The 21,422-nt window shown below is 72.4% G+C and carries 14 protein-coding genes; 8 read left to right on the top strand and 6 right to left on the bottom strand.

The features are described 5' to 3' along the window. Window positions 1–45: 45 nt before the first annotated feature. Window positions 46–2,592, bottom strand: a complete 2,547-nt coding sequence (locus OVA28_RS15815) for a glycosyltransferase (RefSeq protein ID WP_268097622.1) — start codon at window positions 2,590–2,592, stop codon at window positions 46–48. 171 nt (window positions 2,593–2,763) lie between these two features. Here OVA28_RS15815 and OVA28_RS15810 point away from each other — a divergent pair, with 171 nt between their 5' ends. The 4 genes from OVA28_RS15810 (at window position 2,764) to OVA28_RS15795 (ending at window position 8,437) form a co-directional block, all read left to right on the top strand. Next, window positions 2,764–3,798 (top strand): glycosyltransferase family 2 protein, encoded by a 1,035-nt coding sequence (locus OVA28_RS15810; RefSeq protein ID WP_268097621.1) that lies wholly within the window; start codon window positions 2,764–2,766, stop codon window positions 3,796–3,798. Between the two features lie 231 nt (window positions 3,799–4,029). Beyond that, on the top strand, window positions 4,030–6,105 hold the full coding sequence (locus OVA28_RS15805; RefSeq protein WP_268097620.1) for a hypothetical protein: 2,076 nt from the start codon (window positions 4,030–4,032) through the stop codon (window positions 6,103–6,105). Window positions 6,106–6,246: 141 nt separating this feature from the next. Then, window positions 6,247–7,623 (top strand): hypothetical protein, encoded by a 1,377-nt coding sequence (locus tag OVA28_RS15800; protein ID WP_268097619.1) that lies wholly within the window; start codon window positions 6,247–6,249, stop codon window positions 7,621–7,623. A gap of 31 nt (window positions 7,624–7,654) precedes the next feature. Continuing rightward, the gene (locus OVA28_RS15795; RefSeq protein WP_268097618.1) at window positions 7,655–8,437 is read left to right on the top strand and encodes a polyprenol monophosphomannose synthase; all 783 of its coding nucleotides are present in this window, start codon (window positions 7,655–7,657) and stop codon (window positions 8,435–8,437) included. 256 nt (window positions 8,438–8,693) lie between these two features. Here OVA28_RS15795 and OVA28_RS15790 read toward each other — a convergent pair whose 3' ends face one another. From OVA28_RS15790 to OVA28_RS15780, 3 genes are all read right to left on the bottom strand, one after another. Beyond that, on the bottom strand, window positions 8,694–10,040 hold the full coding sequence (locus OVA28_RS15790) for a hypothetical protein (RefSeq protein ID WP_268097617.1): 1,347 nt from the start codon (window positions 10,038–10,040) through the stop codon (window positions 8,694–8,696). Continuing rightward, window positions 10,037–11,932 carry a hypothetical protein gene (locus OVA28_RS15785; RefSeq protein WP_268097616.1) on the bottom strand — a complete coding sequence of 632 codons (1,896 nt, stop codon included), beginning with the start codon at window positions 11,930–11,932 and terminating at the stop codon, window positions 10,037–10,039. The genes OVA28_RS15790 and OVA28_RS15785 overlap by 4 nt, the downstream gene beginning before the upstream one ends. A gap of 110 nt (window positions 11,933–12,042) precedes the next feature. Next, on the bottom strand, window positions 12,043–13,326 hold the full coding sequence (locus tag OVA28_RS15780) for an O-antigen ligase family protein (RefSeq protein WP_268097615.1): 1,284 nt from the start codon (window positions 13,324–13,326) through the stop codon (window positions 12,043–12,045). 109 nt (window positions 13,327–13,435) lie between these two features. On the opposite strand from OVA28_RS15780, the gene OVA28_RS15775 reads away from it, so the two are divergent. Further along, complete coding sequence (locus OVA28_RS15775; protein ID WP_268097614.1) at window positions 13,436–14,812, top strand: hypothetical protein; 1,377 nt, start codon at window positions 13,436–13,438, stop codon at window positions 14,810–14,812. A gap of 18 nt (window positions 14,813–14,830) precedes the next feature. On the opposite strand, the gene OVA28_RS15770 is transcribed toward OVA28_RS15775, so the two are convergent. Together OVA28_RS15770 and OVA28_RS15765 are read right to left on the bottom strand one after the other, a co-directional pair. Further along, complete coding sequence (locus OVA28_RS15770) at window positions 14,831–16,210, bottom strand: O-antigen ligase family protein (RefSeq protein ID WP_268097613.1); 1,380 nt, start codon at window positions 16,208–16,210, stop codon at window positions 14,831–14,833. 37 nt (window positions 16,211–16,247) lie between these two features. Continuing rightward, complete coding sequence (locus tag OVA28_RS15765) at window positions 16,248–18,362, bottom strand: acyltransferase family protein (RefSeq protein ID WP_268097612.1); 2,115 nt, start codon at window positions 18,360–18,362, stop codon at window positions 16,248–16,250. A gap of 65 nt (window positions 18,363–18,427) precedes the next feature. Between OVA28_RS15765 and manA the strand changes: the two genes are divergently transcribed. The 3 genes from manA (at window position 18,428) to OVA28_RS15750 (ending at window position 21,345) form a co-directional block, all read left to right on the top strand. Continuing rightward, the gene (gene manA / locus OVA28_RS15760; RefSeq protein WP_194661967.1) at window positions 18,428–19,630 is read left to right on the top strand and encodes a mannose-6-phosphate isomerase, class I; all 1,203 of its coding nucleotides are present in this window, start codon (window positions 18,428–18,430) and stop codon (window positions 19,628–19,630) included. Window positions 19,631–19,747: 117 nt separating this feature from the next. After that, window positions 19,748–20,710, top strand: a complete 963-nt coding sequence (gene galE / locus OVA28_RS15755) for a UDP-glucose 4-epimerase GalE (protein WP_194661965.1) — start codon at window positions 19,748–19,750, stop codon at window positions 20,708–20,710. A 302-nt stretch (window positions 20,711–21,012) separates the two neighbouring features. After that, a complete protein-coding gene (locus OVA28_RS15750) occupies window positions 21,013–21,345 on the top strand; it encodes a WhiB family transcriptional regulator (RefSeq protein ID WP_374116128.1) in 333 nt (110 codons plus the stop codon). The last annotated feature ends 77 nt before the right edge of the window (window positions 21,346–21,422 follow it).

Here is a 21,422-nt window from a genome sequence, read left to right as displayed (position 1 = left end):
GAGACGGGTCACTGTACCTCGGTGACCGGGGGCCACCGTCGGACGTCAGCGCCCGTTCTTGCTCTCGCGCATGATGCGCACGCGGTTCTGCACCTTGTCCCGGAGCCCGCTCATGCCGTTCTCGCGGAGGTACCAGGTGGCCAGACGGACGTCGCGGGACAGCCCGTGCCGGCTGTTCGCGATCTGGTGGAACTGCATCTCCCGCTGCCGGGCCGGGCTGAGTGCCACGCGCGGACGGCCAGCGGCGGCGACGGAACCGGCAGGCACTGCAGCCTCGTGTGCGCGGTCGGCGGCGACGGACGGGTCCTTGCAGAACTCGACGAGCGGGGCCAGGGCGCGTTCCCACGTGAAGTCCTGACGGACCCGGCTGACGGCGTCGCGAGCCGCCTGGGCGGCCTCGGGGTCGTACAGCATCGACTCGAGGGCGGCGGCGAGGGCGTCGACGTCGCGCTCGTGCACCGCGACGCCCATGCCCTCGGCGGCGACGAGGTCACCGAAGCTGTCGCCGTCGGTCGTCACGATGGGCAGGTTCGCCCACATGTAGTCGAGGATGCGCGTGCGGAACGAGAACGTGGTCTCGATGTGCGCGAAGTGCGTGGACACCCCGGCGTCCGCTTCGAGCAGGTAGTTCTGGCGGTCGTCGAGCGCGACCCACTGCTCGTTGAAGAACACGTGCTTGCCGGTCAGGCCGAGCTCCGCGCTGAGGCGACGGGTCTCCGCGACGATCGCCATCTCCGGCACGTCGGGGTTCGGGTGCGCGACCCCGAGGAAGAACAGCCGGATGTCGTCGTGGGTCTCGGCCACCTTGGCGATGGCACGCACGAGCGACGGGGTGTCGAACCAGTTGTAGATGCCGCCGCCCCAGATGACGACCTTGTCGTCCTCGCCGATGCCGGGCGTGACGCCGCGGATCGCCTTGCGGGTGTGCTCCGGCGGCGTGGAGTCCATGCCGAACGGCGCGATGGCGATGAGCTTGTTCAGGTTGTCGTCGGCGAGGTAGTTGTCCGGGTTCACGCGACCGACGGCGGCGAGCTGCCCGAGCCAGAACAGGCGCTGGCGCTCGGAGGCGCAGAGGAAGAAGTCGCCGCGCTCGAGCTGAGCGTTGATCACCTCGGTGGTGGAGGTGACCTGGTTGCGCCAGCCGACGTCGCCGTTGTCGCGGGCCTGCTCGAGCTGCTCGAGGTGCATCGGGTCGTACAGGTCGACGACCATGATCTTGTTCGAGCGCTGCAGCGTCGTGAAGTGGTGGAGTGCGTATCCCTGGAAGAAGATGACGTCGGCCCACTCCTCGTGGTCCTTCATCGCGCGCTCGTGCTGCAGCGGGACGCGGATCACCTCGAAGCGGTCGGACTTGCGGTTCGCCACGTTCCAGGTCACCAGGCGGACGTCGTTGTGCTCGCTGAGCGCCTCGGCGATCTTCCACGCGCGCATGCCGGGCCCGGCCATCTTCTCGCCGAGGGCGTCCCCGGTGATGACGAGCACGCGGTTGCGGTGCATCGGCTGCTCGACGTCGAAGGCCTGCATGATCGCCTGGTAGCCCTCGAGGAAGTAGCCGTCCTCGAAGAGCGGCTTGAAGGCGTCGCCGAACAGGCGGAAGACCTCCTTGTCCGTCTTGACGCGCTGGCCCTGGATGCGGCGGCGGTCCTCGGAGAGCCGGGGGAGGTCGGTGACGAACTGGTCGAGCGCGTACAGGCCCGCGACCGTCTCCTTCGACATCGGCGTCGTCGGGTCGAACTCGTCCGGGGCGCCGGTGAAGCGGCGGATGTCGAACTCGGACGAGTCGCGGCCGCTCTTGGCGACGGCACGGCGTGCGAGCAGGGCCAGCGCCGCGGGGAGGAACACCCCGAGGTTCTCGTCGGAGAGGTTCTTGTAGAGCAGGTGCAGGGCGTTCCGCTCGAGCAGGTACATCTCGCGGTGGTCGCCGAACGACTTCATCGACCCGTGGTGCTTGTGGAACACGACCGAGCGCGGGGCGAACCGCACGCGGTAGCCGAGCAGGTTGAGGCGCCAGCCGAGGTCCACGTCGTCGTAGAACATGAACAGGCCCTCATCGAACCCGCCGACCTCGAGGAAGACGTCGCGCCGGACGAACAGCGCGCTCCCGGTGCCGAACAGCAGGTCGCGCGGCTCGTCGAAGCGGCCGTCGTCGAGCTCGGCGATGTGGTTCTTGTAGCCCATGCCGAACCAGCTGAGGCCCGACTCGACGAAGTCGATCGTCTTGCCCTCCCAGTCGAGGACCTTGCTCGCGACCGCCGCGACGCGGGGGCTCGGGGCGAAGCCCGCGATGCCCTCCCGGACCCAGGCCACGTCCGGCTTGGCGTCGTTGTTGAGGAACGCGACGACGTCCCCGCTGGCCTCGCGCGCGCCGAGGTTGCTGCCGCCGGTGAAGCCGAGGTTCTCGGCGGAGACGATGATCTTCACGTTCGCCTGCTCGCCGAGCGCCGCGCGGAGCCGGGCCTCGCTGTCGTCGCCGGAACCGTTCTCGACGACGACGATCTCCAGGCGGTCCGCCGGCCAGTCGACCTCGCTGAGCCGCGCGATGCACTCGAGCGTGTCGTCGGTCCCGCGGAAGTTGATGACGACGACGGACACGCGAGGCGCGAAGGTAGACACGGACGAAACTCCATACGTCGGCTGGCGAGGATGCCCCGGAAGGCGGCACCACTATACCCAGGGGCCCTGCACGGCCCGGCGTCGCCGAGCCCGGGCAGCCGCGCCGCGTCCGGCGACGTCGTGGCGCCGTCACCCTGGGAGACTGGGCCGGTGGACGCCTCCGTGATCGTCATCGACTGGCACCAGCCCGAGCTCACCCGCCGGGCGGTCGACTCCGTGCTCTCGCAACGGGTCGACGCCGAGACCGAGGTCGTCCTCGTCGTGAACGAGGCCGACGACGCCACCGTCGCCGCCTACCGTGCCGACTACCCGGGCGTCGTCGTGGTGCCGGAGCCGACGAACTCGGGCTTCGCCGGCGGGGTGGCGCGCGGTGTCGCTGCCGCCTCCGGCGCGGTGCTCGTGCTCCTCAACAACGACGCGGTCGCCGACCACGGGTTCCTCGACCGGGGCCTGGCGTGCCTCGCCGCCGGTGGTCCGCGGACGGCAGCCGTCGCGGCCACAGCGGTCCTCGAGGGCGCGTTCGCCGTCGTGCCCGACGGCGCCGGCCGCAGTGACCACGACCTCGTCGCGGCGGACGGCCGGCGGTGGCGACGGGTCGAGACCGGCGGGCAGACCCTCGTGAACGGCACGGGCGTGGTGCTCGACCGCTCCGGCAACGGCCGCGACCGCGACTGGCTCCGTCCGGTCGACGACGCCCCGGAACACGCACCCCTGTTCGGGTTCTCCGGTGGCGCCGCGTTCCTGCGGCGATCGGCTCTCGAGGAGGTCGGCGGCTTCGACGAGTCCCTCTTCATGTACTACGAGGACCTCGACGTCGCGTGGCGGCTCCGCCTCGCCAGGTACACGGTCGGAGCGGCTCCGGACGCGGTCGTGGTGCACCGGCACGCCGCGAGCTCGGGCAGCGACTCGACGCTCGTCCGCACGCAGAGCATGCGCAACCGCCTCGCCGTGACGGTCCGCAACGGCTCGGCGCGGATGACTACGCGGGTCCTGCTCAGGACCCTCGTCCGGCTGGGACGCGACCTCCTCCGGCCGGCAGCGGCACAGCTCCCGCCCACCGCGTGGTGGCGGCTGACCCGGGAGGCCCCTGCCGTCCTCCGTCACGCACGTCGCCTCCGCCGTGCGGACCGGGTGTCACGCGTTGCGCGTCGTCGCGTCGAAGCCGCGCTCGCCACCGCAGACTGAACGAGCGCACAGGATCGCGTCGTGGACGCGAGGAGCGGCGGGCCGCGGCCGCCGCGGGGAGCCGCCCCGCGCCTCCCGTTCGGGGGCACGGCCGAGGGCTGTGTAACCACTGTGACGCGCGTAGTCTGATGCGACACGTGTGTCCCGACCGCGATCAGGGGTCGGTCGGAGGCGCTCAGCCCGAACCGCGTGCCCACCACCCCGTCGCCGCCCCCGGAAAGGCCCCTCGACGTGAAGAAGGTCGTCGCAATCCTCGCCAGTGTGCTCGCCGTCGCGAGCGTGCTGGTCGGGTTCCAGCTCACCGCCCAAGCCGGACAGGAGCCGGCCAGTGCGCTGAGCGGCTCGTCCTTCCAGGCGGGCAACATCATCTCGGACACGAACTTCTACGCCGGGACGTCGATGTCCGTCGACGGCGTGCAGTCGTTCCTCAACACGCAGATCGGGTCGTGCGCGTCGTCGTCCTGCCTGAACGTCGGACGCTTCGGGATGAACTCCCGCTCGGCCGACCCGATGTGCAACGCCCTCACCGGCGGGTCCTCCCTCTCCGCCGCGGTCATCATCACCCGCGTCGCGGCGGCCTGCGGCATCAGCCCGAAGGTCATCCTCGTCACGCTCCAGAAGGAGCAGACGCTGATCAACGGCGCGACCGCGCGGAACCCCTCCGCCGCCCGGCTCGAGCGGGCGATGGGCTACGCCTGCCCCGACAACGTCGGCGGACACTGTGACCCGGCCTACGCCGGCGTCGGCAACCAGATCTACTGGTCCGCCTGGCAGTGGAAGCGCTACGGCAACCCGCCCGGCACCAGCAACTACTTCACCTGGTTCAACCCGGGCAACCGCGCGGTCCAGTACAACGTGCCGGTCAGCTGCGGCACCAAGACGGTCGCCGTGCAGAACCGCGCGACCGCCGCGCTGTACTACTACACGCCGTACACGCCGAACACGGCGGCGCTGAACAACCTGTACGGCACGGGTGACGGCTGCTCGGCCTACGGCAACCGGAACTTCTGGCGCCTCTACACCGACTGGTTCGGCTCGACCACCGGTGTGAGCACCTCCGCCAAGGGCACGCTCGACGGCATCGCGACGAGCTACAACGCGATCACCGTCAACGGCTGGGCCCTCGACACGACCACGAACAAGAGCACCCGCGTCGACGTCTACGTCGGTTCGAAGGGCACCGCGGTGCAGGCGGACCAGAACCGCCCGGACATCGCGGCCGCGTACCCGAAGCTCGGCGCGAAGCACGGCTTCAACCAGCGCATCCCGGCGGCCGCCGGTTCCCAGAAGGTCTGCGCCTACGCGATCTCCATCGACGGCAAGACGAACCAGGAGCTCGGCTGCCAGACGGTCTCGGTGCCGGACGGCTCGCCGTTCGGGTCCCTCGACAGCGCCAGGGCCGTGCCGGGTGGCGTCGCCGTCACCGGGTGGGCGATCGACCCCGAGTCCAGTGGACGCATCGGCGCGCACATCACCGTCGACGGGACGATCGTCAAGAAGATGTGGGCCCAGGCGCCGCGCGCCGACGTCGGGCGGGCCTACCCCTCGGCGGGGCCGGACCACGGGTACACCGCGACCGTCACGGCACCGGGAGGCAGCCACAGGATCTGCGTGCTCGGCATCAACGTCAAGAACGGCGGGAACGCGAACGTCGGGTCCTGCAAGACCGTCGACGTCCCCGGGAGCACCCCGACGGGCGCACTGGACAGCGTCACCGCCACCACGTCGACGATCTCGGTCTCCGGCTGGGCCGTCGACGGGGACTCCGTCGACCCGATCACGGTGACCGTGTCGATCGACGGCAAGGGCCGTACCTTCACGACGAAGTCCGGCCGCGGCGACATCGCGAAGCGCTACCCCGCCTACGGGTCGCTCCGCGGCTTCGAGGGCACCTGGACCGTCGGGAACGGCAAGCACACGGTCTGCGTGACGGCGAACAACGTCGGGGCGGGCGGCAACGCGTCCCTCGGCTGCAAGGCCGTCACCGTGACGAACAAGGCCCCGATCGGCAGCTTCGACGTGGCGAAGGCCGTGTCGGGCGGCGTGCAGGTGTCGGGCTGGGCGATCGACCCGGACACCTCGGCGTCGATCGGTGTCGACGTCTACGTCGACGGCGTCGGCAAGCGGGTCATCGCGAACCGCACGCGCAGCGACGTCGCACGGTCGTACCCCGCGGCGGGGCCGGCGCACGGGTACGACGTCAGGCTCGGGGCACGCGCCGGGTCGCACGAGGTGTGTGTCTACGGCATCGACTCCGTCGGTGGCTCGAACACGGCCTTCGGGTGCCGGACCGTGACGGTGCGCTGAGGCACGGCATCGTCGCGCCACCACGGACGCCCGCCGGTCGCTGACCGGCGGGCGTCCGTCGTCCGCCCCTCCTCGTCGTGGCTCTGGGCCGCCTGTGCGCGGCTCCGCCGTCGTCGCTCCCGGTTGTGAGAGGATCTCCCGGTGCTCGAGACCAGTCCCCCCGATCAGGGCGCGGCCACGGACCTGCGCGCTGCCGACCCCGGGTCCGGCCGCCGTCACCGTCTGATGTCCGTCGTCGTCCCCGTCCTGCTGGGGGCCGTCATCGCCGCCCTCGGGTGGCTCCGCCTGACGCCCGAGGTGCGCAACACCCTCTGGGCCGAGGACGGCAAGGTCTTCCTCGAGGAGCAGTACGACCGCGGTGTGCTCGGGGCGCTGTTCCACGACTACGCCGGGTACCTCCACGTCGTCCCGCGCGCCCTGGTGGCGGTGGCGTCGCACGTCGCGTCCGTCGACCGGTTCGCCGTGACCGTCTCGATCCTCTGCGTGCTCGTCACCGCCGCGGTCGGTGCGGCCGTCTACGTGCTGACCGCGGGCGTCCTGCGCTCCGTCGTCGCCCGGGTGCTGCTCGCCCTGGTCCCGACGCTCCTGCCGCTCGGCCCGATGGAGATCCAGGCGAACGCCGCGAACCTGCACTGGTTCCTGATGTTCCTGATGCCGTTCCTGCTGCTCACCCCGGTGAAGTCGTGGACGAAGGGAATCGTGCTCGGCGTCGTCGCGCTGCTCTGCGGGCTGACCGAGATCCAGGTCGTCGCGTTCTTCCCGCTGTTCTTCGTCGGCATCCGCAACCGGCATCGCTGGCCGGTCATCGCCGGCGCCGTCCTCGGCGGTGCCGCGCAGGTCGTCACCACGCTCATGCACCCGCGCGCACCCGCGACGGTGCCGCACGACTCCGTGGCCGACATGGTGCTCGGGTACATCGTGCAGCCGTTCGGCGGGTCGTGGACGTGGAGCATGCCGACGCTCGGCCGGCTCATCGCCGAGCACGGCGTCGTCGTCGTCGTGGCCCCGTTCGTGGTCGCCGTGCTGCTCGTCGCCGCCGGGTTCTGGCTCGGCATGGGCAAGCAGCGATGGACGCTCGCGTCGATGCTCTGGGGCTCCGCTGCCGTCTGGTTCGGTGCCGTGTGGCTGAACCCGAACGAGATGCTGGCCTTCGCCCACTTCGACCACGCGCAGTGGTTGGGGATCTGGACGTTCCGCTACAGCGCGTCCGGGTCGATGTACGTGATCGCCGGGTTCGTCGTGCTCGTGGACGTGTTCCTCGCCCGGCCGGCCCTGGTCGTCCGCGTCCTCGGCGTGGTCCTCGCGCTCGTCGTCGTCTGGGCCTTCGTCGCGAACTTCGCGATGGACAAGGCCAACCGGCAGAACGGCCCGATCTGGGAGCAGCAGGTCGACTCCTCGCAGACCGACGCCGCGTGCGAGGCTGCGCCGTCCGGCAACGCCACGATCCAGATCGCGCCAGGCCCGCAGTGGGCCGTCACCGTGCCCTGTGCCCTGATCGACGGAGGTGCCGCGCGCTGAGCGCGGTGCCCCGGACACCGAGAGAACCGCCATGAACGACTCCCTGAAGCCCACCGCCCTGGTCATCGTCCCGACGTACAACGAGGCCGAGAACGTCCGCGACATCGCCGAGCGGATCCTCACCGAAGTGCCGTCGGCGCACCTGCTCGTCGTGGACGACGGCAGCCCGGACGGCACGGGCGACCTCGTCGACGAGCTCGCCGAGACCGACGACCGCGTGCACCTGATGCGCCGCTCCGGCAAGCTCGGGCTCGGCACCGCGTACGTCGCCGGCTTCCGGTGGGGGCTGGAGCGCGGGTACGACCTGCTCATCGAGATGGACGCCGACGGCTCACACCCCGCGGAACGGCTGCCCGCGCTGATCGCGGCGGTGGCCGACGCACCCCCGGAAGCGAACGTGATGCTCGCGATCGGGTCGCGGTGGGTCGAGGGCGGCTCGGTCGTGGACTGGCCGAAGCACCGCGAGCTCCTGAGCCGCGGCGGCAACGGGTACGCGCGCGTCATGCTCGGGCTCGACGTGCACGACATCACCGCCGGCTTCCGTGTCTACCGCGCGGACGCGATCGCGCGGATGGAGCTCGACGCCGTCGACTCGAAGGGTTACTGCTTCCAGGTCGACATGACGCTGCGCGTGCACGACCTCGGCGGCACGATCGTCGAGGTGCCGATCCGCTTCCGCGACCGCATCCACGGGGTGTCGAAGATGAGCCAGGCCATCGTCGTCGAGGCCATGGTCAAGACCACCCAGTGGGGGCTCCAGCGCCGGTTCCGCCCGCGGTCGGGCTCGGGGTCGGCGGGCGCGACGCGTCGCTGACTGGTCACGACACCCCGTTCAGGTTCGCCGACCGGTCCACGTCCGTCGTGCTGGCGGCGCACGTCCGACGGATGATGACCGCTCGGCGGTGAGGTGCGGTGAATCGCGACCGCTGACGGACGGGAGGCTCGGTGTCAGCTGGCACCGCGCCTCCCGTCCGTCCGCTTGTCTGTCCGTCCGTCCGCGGTGCGCTCCCACCCATGACGCATGCGATGGCAGGCGGGATCGCGCCGAGGAGGTCGGAACGTCCGACCTCCTACGCGCGGATCGACTCGCTGTGCGTGGGGGGACTCGCGTCGTGCGGCGCTGCTGGTGGCCGCTCGGGCTCCGACCACTGCTGCACCGCGGGCTCGCTGCGCAGGAACACCACGGCGAGCGCCACGAGCAGGGCAGCCCGACCCCAGATGCCGACCGCGAGGGCCTGGTCCGCCCAGGTCAGTGCCGTCTGCCCGATCGCGCCGTAGTACTGCGAGCGGAACCAGCCGACGAACGCGGCGAGGTCCGCGAGCAGGTAGGCCGTGACCCACCACCCGCCCACGCGGAGCACGACGAAGAACGGCACCAGCCACAGCACGTACTGCAGCGAGTCGACCTTGTTGCACACCATGTAGACCGCCAGCAGCGCCGCGGCGGACTGCAGCCAGGGTGTCCTCCCGCGGCGGAGCGCGAGCACGACGGTCACCGCGAGGACGACGAGCACGCCGAGCGCGGTCGCGGCCGTCGAGAGCGCCGTCATCCGGTGCTGGAACGCCGGGTCCCCGCTCGAGGACCACGGCAGCAGGCCCCAGTACCAGACGGACAGCGTCGACGCCCCGGTGGCGCGCTCGGCCTGGAACCGGACCGGCGCGAGCCAGCCGTCGAGGTCCAGGAGCGCGAAGGGCACGTTGGCCAGCAGGGGAACGAGCAGCCCGCCCCCGAGCGCGGCGCTGGCCTGGGCGACGCGACGCCCGAGGGGACGGCCGTCCCGGTCGAGCAGCGCCGCGAGGACGATCGCCGCGACGAACATGATCGGGTACAGCTTGAACGCCGCTCCGGTCCCGAACGCGAGCCCGGCGAGGCCGAAGCGCAGCCACGGGGACGACCGGAAGCGGGGCGTCGTCATCGCGGTGACGCCCAGCACGGTGCAGAGCACGGGGAGCAGGTCCCAGTTGTAGGCCGCGTACAGCGCCAACGGCGGGGTGGCGGCGAACACCCACGCACGGCGTCCGGTCAGCCGCACGAGCAGCAGCGTGACGGCGACGGCGAGCACCCCGGCGACGACGGCGGTGAGGACGAGGAAGCCGCGGGCGGAGTCGACCGGCAGCGCGGTCAGCCAGATCCACAGGCCACCGAGCGTCGGGTACTCGACCGTGCCGCCGGTCAGGGTGAGGGGGTGGCTGGTGAACGTGCCGTTGACGTAGGGCAGCCGGTGCAGTCCGAGGTCGCGCGGGGTCCACAGTGCGGCGACGTCGCTCCAGCACGCGGACCGGCCGATGTGCGCTGCGCGGGTGAGACCGGGTGGCGGCGGGCCCGTGCAGGGCAGCTTCGACAGCAGGCTGATCCCGGTCAGGACCAGGACCAGCACGCACATGGCGAGCTGTTCCAGCCGGCCGGGGTGTCTCACACGCAGCTCGTGTTCCGGTCGAAGCCGTTGGCGACGTACTGCACCATCTCGACGCGGCCACCACCGACGAACGGGGCGGTCGAGCAGGCGGCCTGCGCCCGCGCGAGCGTGGACGGGCCGGTCGCGCGCCAGGTGGGCAGACGCCAGAGCTGGCTGCTCGAGGGCACGGTGCCGAACAGCTGCGTCCACTCGCCGGGCGACGAGTACAGCCCGACGGTCGCGCCCGAGGCACGGAACGCGTCCGTCATCCCCTCGAGCGTTGCCCGGTTGCGGGTGACGTCGGTCTGCCAGGAGCCGTCGGTCTCGGCGTCGAGCCACCAGCGGTACGTCGTGGACGCGGGGACGCCGCGGTCCGCGAGGTCCTGGACCGCGCGGTTCCAGCCGTAGACGTAGGAACAGGCGAGCGACGTCAGACCGCCGGTGCCGCCGCCGCACACGCCGTAGCGAGCCGGGACGACGACCTTCCCGCCGTGCGGGTCGGTGTTGCTCGTCGGCCAGGACGAGCGGGGCAGCGACGGGTCGTCCTTGAAGGCCTGCCCCGGGTTCGCCGTGTTCACGTAGAGCTGGGTGGTGGGCTGCGACGTGCCCCCCGTCGAGCCGGCCGCCCAGCGGAGCTGGTCCGCGAGGCAGGGGTTCGTCGTCGTCGCCAGGCCGTCGTTCACGCCGACGATGCCGAACGCCGCATCCGACGGCCAGGTGGTCGCGGACACCGTGCACTGCGGCCAGGACAGGTCGGCACCGATGCCGGACCCGGACGAACCGTCGAGGAAGTACCCGGACACGTCGAGGTACAGGTGCGCCGTGCCCGACCGCACCTTCGCCTGCACCCGGCGGTCCACCGTCGTGCCGGTCACCTTCGGCATCGTCAGCGCGGCGACCGACTGACCCGCGCGGTAGTTCTGCGTGGCGACCTGGGGATCCTGACCGGCCGGGGTCAACCGCAGGTACCCCGTGGCGGTCGGGTGCGTGACCTGGGCGGTCGCGACGACGGCGGTGGCCGTGCCCGGCACGCCCGCGGTGCCGCTCAGGCGGATGGGGGAGGCGGCGGTGCCGAGGTCGCCCGAGTACGCGCGGACGGTGTCGATCGGCACGAACACCGACCCCGACGTCGCCGAGGAGTAGTAGCCGGTGACGTCCATGTAGACCGTGGCGGTGCCGGCGGAGACCTTCACCTGCGCGGCACCTCCGGAGAGCCCGACGATCACCAGGTTCGACACGGGTGTGTCCGCGCGGTACACCTGCGCGGCGACCTGGGCGTCGTGGCCGGCCGACGTGACGCGGACGTACCCGTCGGCCGTCTGGGACTGCACGCCGACGTTCACGGCGACGGCGGTGGCGTCGCTGGGGACGCCGGCGGCATCGGCGCCGGTCAGCGGCACCTCGGTCGGGTCCGTGCCGACCGTGGCGCCGAAGACCCGGCTGTTCGTCACCGGAGTGTAGGTCGAGCCCCGACCGTCGGCGTAGTAGCCGGAGACGTCGAAGTAGACCTGGGCCGCGCCGGCCGACAGCTTGACCTGCACCCTGCCCCCGGAGAGCTTCACGGTGGTGAGGTTCGAGATGGACCCACCGCGGGTGAACGCCTGCGTCACGACCTGCGGGTCGGACCCGGCCGGCGTCACCCGGACGTACCCGGCGGCGGTCGGGGACTTGACCTCGACGTTGAGGACGACGGCCCTGGCGTTCGACGGCACGCCCGCCTTCCCGCTGATCGGGACGACGGTGGGCTTCGTGCCGACCGACCCGGCGTACACGCGGCTGGTCTCGACGGGGGTGTAGCGCCCGGTCAGCGGGGCCGCGGCCTGAGCTGCACCGGCGGGCGTGACGACCGCGAGTCCCACCACGACGAGCAGGACGCCGAGGACGAGGGCGACGAAGTGGTGCACACGCTGCATCGAGCTCTCCCGTTCCGGCCGCCCCCTGACGACCACGGGCAGTGTACCCGGCGGCCTCCGACGGACGCAGGCCCCCGACGGGCCCCCGACGGCGGCCGTGCCCGCTCGCGTCAGCGCGGCAGGCGGCCCCGCCAGGACCGGCGTCGTGCGGCGATGACGAGCACGGCGGTGAACACCATGAGCCCCGCGCCGTGCAGCAGGTAGCTCTCCGCGGTGCTCGTGACGGCCAGCAGCACGAGCACCGCGGCTGGCCACACGTACGCCACCCCGGGGAACGTCGTCGCCGTCACCCAGGCCCGGGCGAACGCCAGCACCGCGGTGCCGAGCAGGATGAGCATGCCGGCCAGTCCGATCTGCAGCCAGGCGTCGACGAACGCGTTCAGGGCCGACGTGAAGGGCAGGCCGCTCGGCGCGAGGACGACGTCGAACGGGACGACCGGTTCGCTCGGCCACGTCCCCACCCAGCCCCAGCCCTGGACCGGGTGCTGCTCGATGAGCACCCGGAGCTGCGACCACAGCGCCAGCCGTGACGCACTGCCACCGGCCGCCCCGATCTCGGCCAGGATCCGGGAGCGCGCGAGCACCGCGACGACGGCCACGACCATGACGAAGACCCCGAGCACGCCGTTCACGACGGGGCGGGTGCGGGGCTGCGCGTGTCGGAGCGCCCACAGCGCCAGGGCGGTGACGGCGAGGGCGATCATCGCCAGACCGGTGATCGGGGACTGCACGAGCATGAGCGCGATGACGGCCAGGGCGGTGGACGCGACGGCACGCCAGGCGGTCACCGACCGGGTGAGGAACTCCACCACGAACGTCACGAGCGCCATCGCGGCGACGAACCCCATGAAGTTGCGGGTGCCGCCGATGCCCTGGATGGGTCCGCCGTAGGCGATGTCGCCGCGGATGCCGAAGCCCGGGATGGGGACGTCGAGCACGAGCCCGGACAGGACCTCGAGCCCGAGGGCCACGACGAGCAGGATGCGGAACGCGTCGCCCGAGGCCCGGATGACCTGCACGAGGTCCCGGCCGAGCGCCAGGTACAGCCCCAGGCCGACGAAGCCGAGCGTCGCAGCGAACCCGCGGAGCGCCACCCACGAGTACTCGCTCCACAGGACGCTCAGCGCGCAGTACCCGACGAAGGCGAGCAGGGAGAGCGGGAGGACACCGTGCCACTCGATCCGGTACCGCTGCCCCAGCAGGCTCAGGCCGCCGAGGACGACGAGCGTCACCAGGACGGCCCACGTGCCGGCGCTCCCGACCAGCGCCTGCACCGTGGGCTGACCGAAGGCGAACATGAGGATCACGGTCGCGAGGGCCTGGCTGAAGCGCCCTCCGGCGGAGAACCCGATCCACGCGGACAGGTAGCGGCGCCCGAGCGCGCGTCTGGTCACCCTGCCGTCCGTCACTGGACCATCTTGGCCCACGCGGCCGGACGACCGCCGCGTCATGCCGGTGCGTCGATATCGCAGATCGCGATGTCTCCGCTAGCGTCATCGCTCGATGCAACGAGCACGTGCGAGGACCGTCGGCGCCGTCGGCCTCGTGGCGCTCGCGCTGGCCGCCGCGACGACCGCGTGGGTCCGCCTCGGGCCCGCCGCCCGCGGGACCGGCTGGGCGGAGGACGTCGGCCTCTTCCTCCGCGAGCACCAGGCACTGGGACCCGTCGGCAGCCTGTTCCACCCGTACGCCGGGTACCTGCACCTCGTGCCCCGGCTCGTCGTCGACGTCGCCCTCGCGCTGCCGGTCGACCGGTACGCCCTGTCGGTCTCGCTGCTCTGCTGCGCGCTGGTCGGGCTCGTGTCGGCGGCGCTGTTCGTCCTGGCCCGCGACGTCGTCCGTCCCTGGCCCCTGCGGCTCGTGCTCGCCGCCGTCCCTGTGCTGCTGCCGAGCGCGCCGTGGGAGGTCACCGGCAACGCCGCGAACCTGCACACCTTCGCCCTCGTGCTCTCCCCGTGGCTCTTCGCCTACCGCGCCAGGACGTGGTGGGGCGCCGGTGTCACCGCCTCGGCCGCCGTCCTCGTCACCTGCACGGAGGTCCAGGCCGTCCTGTTCCTGCCGCTGCTGCTCCTGGCCTGGCTGCCGGTGCGGGGCACAGGCCGGGCCGCACTCCGAGCGCTCCCCGTGACGGTCACGGCGCTCGCCGGGGGTGCGGCGCAGGTCGTCACCGCGCTCACCACCGCGCGGACCTCGACCCCGGGGGACCCGCGGGTCCTCGACGTCGCCGCCGGGTACCTGACGAACGTCGTCGGCGGGAGCTGGTCCGCCGACGTCGGAGCCGTCGGACGCGCGGTCGTCGACCGCGGCTGGGTGGTCCTCGTCGTGCCGTCCGCACTGCTGCTCGCGGTGCTGGTCGTCGCCGTGGTCGCGGCGCGGTGGCGGGCACGGGTGCTCCTGGCCGCCCTGACGACCGGGTCCGTCGTGGTGTGGAGCGCCGCACTCGCTGCCAACGACTCGGCCGATGCACGGTGGTCCGACGCGGTCCCCGCCGTGCTGACCGAGGCCACTCCGTCCCGGTACGCGGCCGCGGCCGGTCTGCTGCTCACGAGCGCGGTCGTCGTCGCGGCGGCGACGCTGGTGGACCCCGGCCGTCGCGCCGTCCGGCTCGCGTCCGACGCGGTGCCGCCGGTCCGGACGGGAGGCACGGTGCGCGTCGCTCGCGCGGCCGTCGGCTGGGTCGTGGTCGCCCTGGTCGTCACGGCGTGGGTGGGCGCCGCCGCCCCCGGACCGACGACCCGGGACGGCGGACACCTCTGGCAGCCGCAGTTCCGGCAGGCGGAGGCATCGTGCCGAGCGGACCCGGAGCGACGGACGGTGTCGGTCCGAGCCCTGCCGTGGACCGCCCAGGTGCCCTGTTCGCTGGTGCTCCGGGACCGGTGAGGGCGGCGTGGCCCGTGCTCAGCGGGCGACGGGCCAGCGGAACTCGCGCTTCGTCGGGGGCGTCCGGGGGCCGTCTCCGACCGACACCGGCTCCTCGCCGACGAGGACGATGCGTGACTTGACCGCGATGAGGGCGAACAGCACCCAGTTGCCCTGGTAGAGCAGCCGTGACTCCGCGACCGACTGCACCAGGAGCGCCACGACGACGAGCAGCGGCAGGAGCGACACCGGGTCGAAGCGACGCGGCTGCAGGCTGGCGTCGTAGCCGATCCGGGTGGCGCAGGACCACGAGCGGTTCAGCGTCGTCAGGACGTACAGCGCGAACAGGACCAGCCCGACGATGCCGGTCTGCATCCACACGTCGAGGAAGGCGTCGTGCGCCTGCAGGTAGGTCACGCCGTTGCGCGGGGCGAGGTCCGCGAGCTCGGGGATGCTCGGCCACCAGTAGCCGATCCATCCGAGACCGAGCACGGGGTGCTCGTGCACCTGCCCGAGGACGGCCTGCCAGATCTCGCCGCGACCGGTGAAGTCGGCGCTCTTGCCGAGGAGCCCGGCCACGGCGCCGCGGGACACGATCCCGACCACCACGACGACGGCCGCGATGCCGGCGATCGCGAGGTACCTGGGGGTGCGGCGCTCGGTCGGGACCCGGCGCACGACCAGGGCGGCGAGGAGCACGAGGGCGACGACCGCGGCGGCGACCACGACGGTCGAGGAGCGGGTCAGCAGGAACACGACCGCGGCGACGACGAGCCAGCCGACGGCGCTGTTCCGGCGGATCCGGCCCTCGGCGAGCTGCACGCCGACGGCGATCGCGGTCAGGAGGGCGACCATCGCGAGGAGGTTGGCGTTGCCCGGCAGCCCCTGGATGCGGCCACCCGTGAACAGCTCGGCGCGGGAGAAGTAGAACGCGTCCGGGATGTCCCGGTCCCCGTAGTGGGTCCAGATCGGCGCGATGGGGTGCCGCACGACGACCGCCACGACGGCCTCGAACAGCAGGGACAGGCCGAGCACGCCCCGGAACGCCAGGCTGATCGCGTCGAGCACCCGGCGCCAGGTCAGCCCGGACGCGATCGCGAACGCGACGAGGGCGCAGAGGACCTGCGCGACGAGGCTGGCGACGGTGGCGAAGCGCCAGTGCGACCACGCCACCGAGACCAGGCACCAGGCCAGGAAGAGCCACTGCGACCGCGGGGTCCGTCGGATGGTCGGTCGGGCCCGGACGACGATCGCGATGCCCCAGGCCCCCTCGAGCGCCCAGACCACGGCGGCGCCGTACCACGTGAGCATGTTCGGGACGGCGTCCCCGGCGAACAGCGTGAAGAGCACCGCGGTGGCGAAGGCGAAGACCTCGCGCTCGGGAACGGTGCCGCGCGCCAGGGGCCAGGTGTTCGTCACGAGGACAGGCTAACGCGCGGGAGGACGGCGACCGCGCTCAGCGTCCGACCGCGTCCAGGGCCCGCGCGATCCTGGCTCCCAGGAACGGCGCGAGCGTGGTGGCGTAGGTCGCGGTGAGGTGCGTGGGGTCACGGTGCACGACGACGCCCCCGACGACCGCCGGGCAGCTGTCCGCGGTGCAGTACCAGTCGGTCATGTCGACGAACCGGGCCGCCGCGCCGATCCGGGCGACGGCCTGCTGCGACCCGTCGAACGACGCCGTCGCCTCGGCGCGCGGCACGTCGCAGGCGGACGTCGTCGGCCCGCGCATCTGCGCCACGCAGTCGAGGGTGTCGGGACGGGCCACCGGGTTGTCCCGGATCGCGACGACCGGCACGCCGTTGTCGGTCGCGGCCCGCCACGCCCCGACCAGTCCGTCGACGACGGTGGCCTCGTTCGTGCTGCCGGCCGGGACGATGACCGGGCTCTTCGTGGTCGCGTGCGTCACGACGACACCGTCGAGCTCGTCGGCGTGGGCGCGGATCCAGGCGGTCGCGGAGCGCTTCCATCCCTGACAGGTGTCCGTGTAGGCCTGGGACGGCGCCCACTGCTCGGCGGTCGTGAGGTAGCACCCGATGTGCCCGGCGACGTCGATGCGCCAGTGCCGCTGCTGGGCGATCGCCCGGTACGCCGAGATGAGGGCGTTGTTGTGCGAGTCCCCGACGGCGAGCAGGTGCTTCGTGTACCCGGTCGACGGCCCCAGCGTGCAGACGTTGAAGTCCGCCGTGGTGTTCGACCAGCACGCGTCGCGGTTCTGGTCGTCCCCCGCGGCGGCTGCGGGCGCCGGCACCCGGACGTCGGCGAGCCTCGGGTCGACGCAGGGGTCGGCCGACCCGATGCGGGCGGCGGCACCGAAGCAGGCGACGTCACCGGCCTGCAGGCGCTGCTGGTACGCCGCGGCCTGGTCCTGCTGCACCTGGAGCGCCCCGAGGGTGCCCGCCCCGAGCGCGACGACGAGCACCGAGCCGAGGACGCCGTAGAGCGCGACACGACGCGGCCGGAGGGCGCTGACCCACGAGGAGGAACGCAGGGGCTCCTCGACGAGCAGCGTCGTCACGGCGGCGACCACGACCGACCCGACGAGCACGACGACCTTCGACCGCAGGCCGAGCGGGTGCCCGAGGACGATCGGCAGCAGCACGACCGCCGGCCAGTGCCAGAGGTACACCGCGTAGGAGATCCGGCCGATGAACGCCACTGGGGCGAACCGGCCGAGCACGGCGAGCCCGGAGTGGCCGCCGAGCAGCACCACGAGCACCGCCCCGACCACGGGCAGCAGCGCCGCGGTGCCGGGGAACGGGGTCGCCGGGGTGATCGCCCACAGGGCCGCGAGCAGCAGGACCAGACCCAGCCACGAGCCTCCCGACCGGACCCACCTGGCCACGCGCGTGCGGGGCGCCGCCAGCACGACGGTGGACGCGAGCCCACCGAGCGCGAACTCCCACGCGCGCGTCGCCGTCGAGAAGTAGGCGATGCCGGGCGCGGTCCGGGTCTCGACCACGCACCAGACGAACGACAGGACGACGACCGCGGCGAGCAGGACCCGCGCGGTCCGCACGGGGGAGTGCCAGCGCGTCCGGCGGAGGGCCAGCGCCAGCAGGGCCAGCACGACCGGGAGGGCGATGTAGAACTGCTCCTCGACCGACAGCGACCAGAAGTGCTGGAACGGCGACGGCTGGTTGTCCGACGCCAGGTAGTCGACGGAGTCGGACGCCAGCTGCCAGTTCTGCACGTACACCGTGGACGCGATGAGCTCGCGGCCGTACTGCCCCCAGAGCGTGCTCGGGACGGTCAGCAGCACGGCCGTGCCGGTGGCGAGCAGCGTCAGGAACGCGCCGGGCAGCAACCGCTTCGCCCGCCGGGCCCAGAACCGACCAAGGGCGATGCGTCCGGTCGACACCTGCTCGCGGAGCAGGTGTCCGGTGATGAGGTATCCCGAGATGACGAAGAACACGTCGACGCCGACGAAGCCGCCGGGCAGCCGGTTCGGCCACAGGTGGTAGGCGACCACGGCCAGGACGGCGAAGGCCCGCAGCCCCTGGACGTCCCACCGCGTGGTGTCGCGGGCTCGCGGGCGCGGCGGCGCCGACGCGGTGTCGAGGAGTGCAGACATCGCGGAGAGTCTATGTATCGCGGATCGTCCACGGCGACGACACCGGCTGCCGATACGCTCGGCACATGTTCCTCGGCATCACCAACACCCCGCGCGACTACGCGTGGGGCTCCGTCTCCGCCATCCCCGAGCTCCTCGGCCGCACCGTCACCGGCGCCCCGCAGGCGGAGCTCTGGCTCGGTGCGCACCCGGGCAGCCCCAGCGTGGTCGTGAACCCCGCGATGGTCGGCGGCGCGGACACCGTGCTCGACTGGATCGCCGCCGAACCGCAGGTCGCCCTCGGCGGGGACCGCACCGGCCTGCCGTTCCTGCTCAAGGTGCTCGCCGCCGCGGCACCCCTGTCACTGCAGGCCCACCCGACACCGGAACAGGCCCGCGACGGCTTCGAGCGCGAGGACGCCGCCGGTGTCGCGCTCGACGACCCCGCCCGCAACTACAAGGACCCGTACCCGAAGCCCGAGCTCGTCGTGGCGCTCAGCGAGAGGTTCGAGGCCCTCAGCGGCTTCCGGCCCGTCGAGTCCACGCTCGCCGACGTCGAGACGCTCGACGGGGGCAGCGGCCGCCTCGGCCCGCTCGTCGCGCACCTGCACCAGGGGCTCGAGGACACCGTCCGGTGGCTCGAGGACGCCGACGGGTCCGCGCTCGCGGTCGTCGACGCGGTCGGGCACCTGGCACCAGACGTCCAGGACCCCTCCGCGAACATCGCGACCGCCGCGGCGCTCGCCGAGTCGTACCCGGGGGACCCCGGCGTCGTCGTGTCGCTCCTCATGCACCGCGTGACGCTCAGCCGCGGCCAGGCGATGTACCTGCCCGCCGGCAACATCCACGCCTACCTCGACGGCCTCGGCATCGAGCTGATGGCGCCGTCCGACAACGTGTTGCGCGGCGGTCTCACGCCCAAGCACGTCGACGTGCCGGAGCTGCTGCGCGTGCTCGACTTCACCGCGTACCCGGCGCCGCTCCTCGAACCCGAGGAGATCGCGCCCGGCGTCGACCGCTTCGCCCCGGCCGGCGTGGGCTTCGCGCTCGTGCGCGTCACCGGCGACGGGCGGCCCGTCGGGCTGAGCACGGGCGGCGTCGCACCGCTGTCCGGGCCCTCGATCGCGATCTGCACCGAGGGCGTCGTCACGCTGGTCGGGGCGACCTCGGCGACGCTGCTCCGTCGGGGCGAGTCGTGCTTCGTCACCCCGGACGAGGGCGACGTCACCGTCGAGGCCGACTCGTCGGACGGCGTCACCTCGACGGTCTTCATCGCGACGGGGGCGTAGCGGCTCGGGCGGCGGCGGCGGCGGCGGCCGCGGCTGCGGGCGCTTCTGCGGCTTCGCGCAGCGGGTGCGCGGTGCTCCGCGGCGGTCGGCGGTGCCGCGTCCGCTAGCGTGGCGACCATGAGTTGGCTGGTCACCGGCGGTGCCGGGTACATCGGATCCCACGTCGTCCGGGCGCTCCGCGCGGCGGACATCGACACCGTCGCGCTGGACGACCTCTCGAGCGGCTTCCGCTCGTTCGTCCCCGACGACGTCCCCTTCGTCGAGGGCACGATCCTCGACGGCGACCTGGTCGCACGCACGATCCGGGAGCACGGCGTCACGGGCGTCGTGCACGTCGCGGGGTTCAAGTACGCCGGCGTCTCCGTCGAGCGTCCGCTGCACACCTACGAGCAGAACGTCACCGGCATGGCCACGCTCCTCCGCGCGATGGCGGACGCCGACGTCGACAAGGTCGTGTTCTCCTCGAGCGCCGCGGTCTACGGCACGCCCGACGTCGAGACGGTCGTCGAGTCCACCCCGAAGAACCCGGAGTCGCCCTACGGCGAGTCGAAGCTCATCGGCGAGTGGCTGCTGAAGGACATGGAGGTCGCGCGCGGCTTCACCACGACGTCCCTGCGGTACTTCAACGTCGTCGGCTCCGGCGTGCCCGACCTGTACGACGCCAGCCCGCACAACCTCTTCCCGCTCGTGTTCGACGCGCTGCTCGCCGGTCGCACCCCGCGGATCAACGGCGACGACTACGCCACGCCCGACGGCACCTGCGTCCGCGACTACGTGCACGTGGCCGACCTGGCACACTCGCACGCGATCGCCGCGGCGAAGCTCGAGGCGGGGGAGCCCCTCGACCGCGCCTACAACCTCGGCAGCGGCGACGGCGTCAGCGTCCGGCAGATCATGGACGCCATGGCCCGCGGCACCGGCATCCCGTTCGAGCCGGAGATCGCCCCGCGCCGCCCGGGCGACCCGGACCGCATCGTCGCCACGGGCGAGGCTGCCGCGCGCGACCTCGACTGGGCGATGCGCCACACCCTCGACGAGATGGTCTCCAGCGCCTGGGAGGCCCGCCGCCGCGTCGGCTGACGCCCGGGCACGCCGGCTGACGCCCGGGCACGCCGCGCGTGGTGAGCCGCACGACACCGGTGTTCGTGCGCCGCGCCGCGTCTTCCCGCGGCGCGGACGCTGAACACCGGTGTCTCGCGTCCCGCGCTGTGCGTGCCGCTCCCGTCGTGTCCCCCGAGACGCCGACAGAACGGGTGCGACACGCCCGAATGGGGGACATGACACGCCGGAACGCTCGGTGCCTCTTATGATCCGCGACTTGACTCAGGCGAATCACACCGCTGTAATTACAGGCAACGACCGACAGCGAGACGAACCAAGGGGTGATCAGGGTGAGCGGTTCCGACTTCCACGCCGGAGTTCCGGAAGACTGGCACGTCGACCCCGTGGCGCTCGGCGTCCCGGGCGTCCGGCGTCCGGAGACCGACGACGAGGAGAACCCGCTCGCCTGGCAGGCGGACTCGCTCTGCGCGCAGACGGACCCCGAGGCCTTCTTCCCGGAGAAGGGCGGCTCCACGCGCGAGGCGAAGAAGATCTGCACCACGTGCGAGGTCCGGTCGCAGTGCCTCGAGTACGCCCTCGAGAACGACGAGCGCTTCGGCATCTGGGGCGGCCTCTCCGAGCGCGAGCGCCGCAAGCTCCGGAAGCGCGCGTAGCGACCCGCCACCGCGCCTCCGGTCCGATCTGGAGGCCCGGATCGCGTCCGTCCCGCACCGCGCGTTGATCGTCTCCA

Origin of the sequence: Curtobacterium sp. SL109 (genome assembly GCF_026672405.1) — a bacterium.
In the GTDB taxonomy this organism is placed as follows: Bacteria; Actinomycetota; Actinomycetes; order Actinomycetales; family Microbacteriaceae; genus Curtobacterium.
Note: the sequence above shows the minus strand (reverse complement) of the source record. Positions and strands in the feature narration are given on the sequence as shown.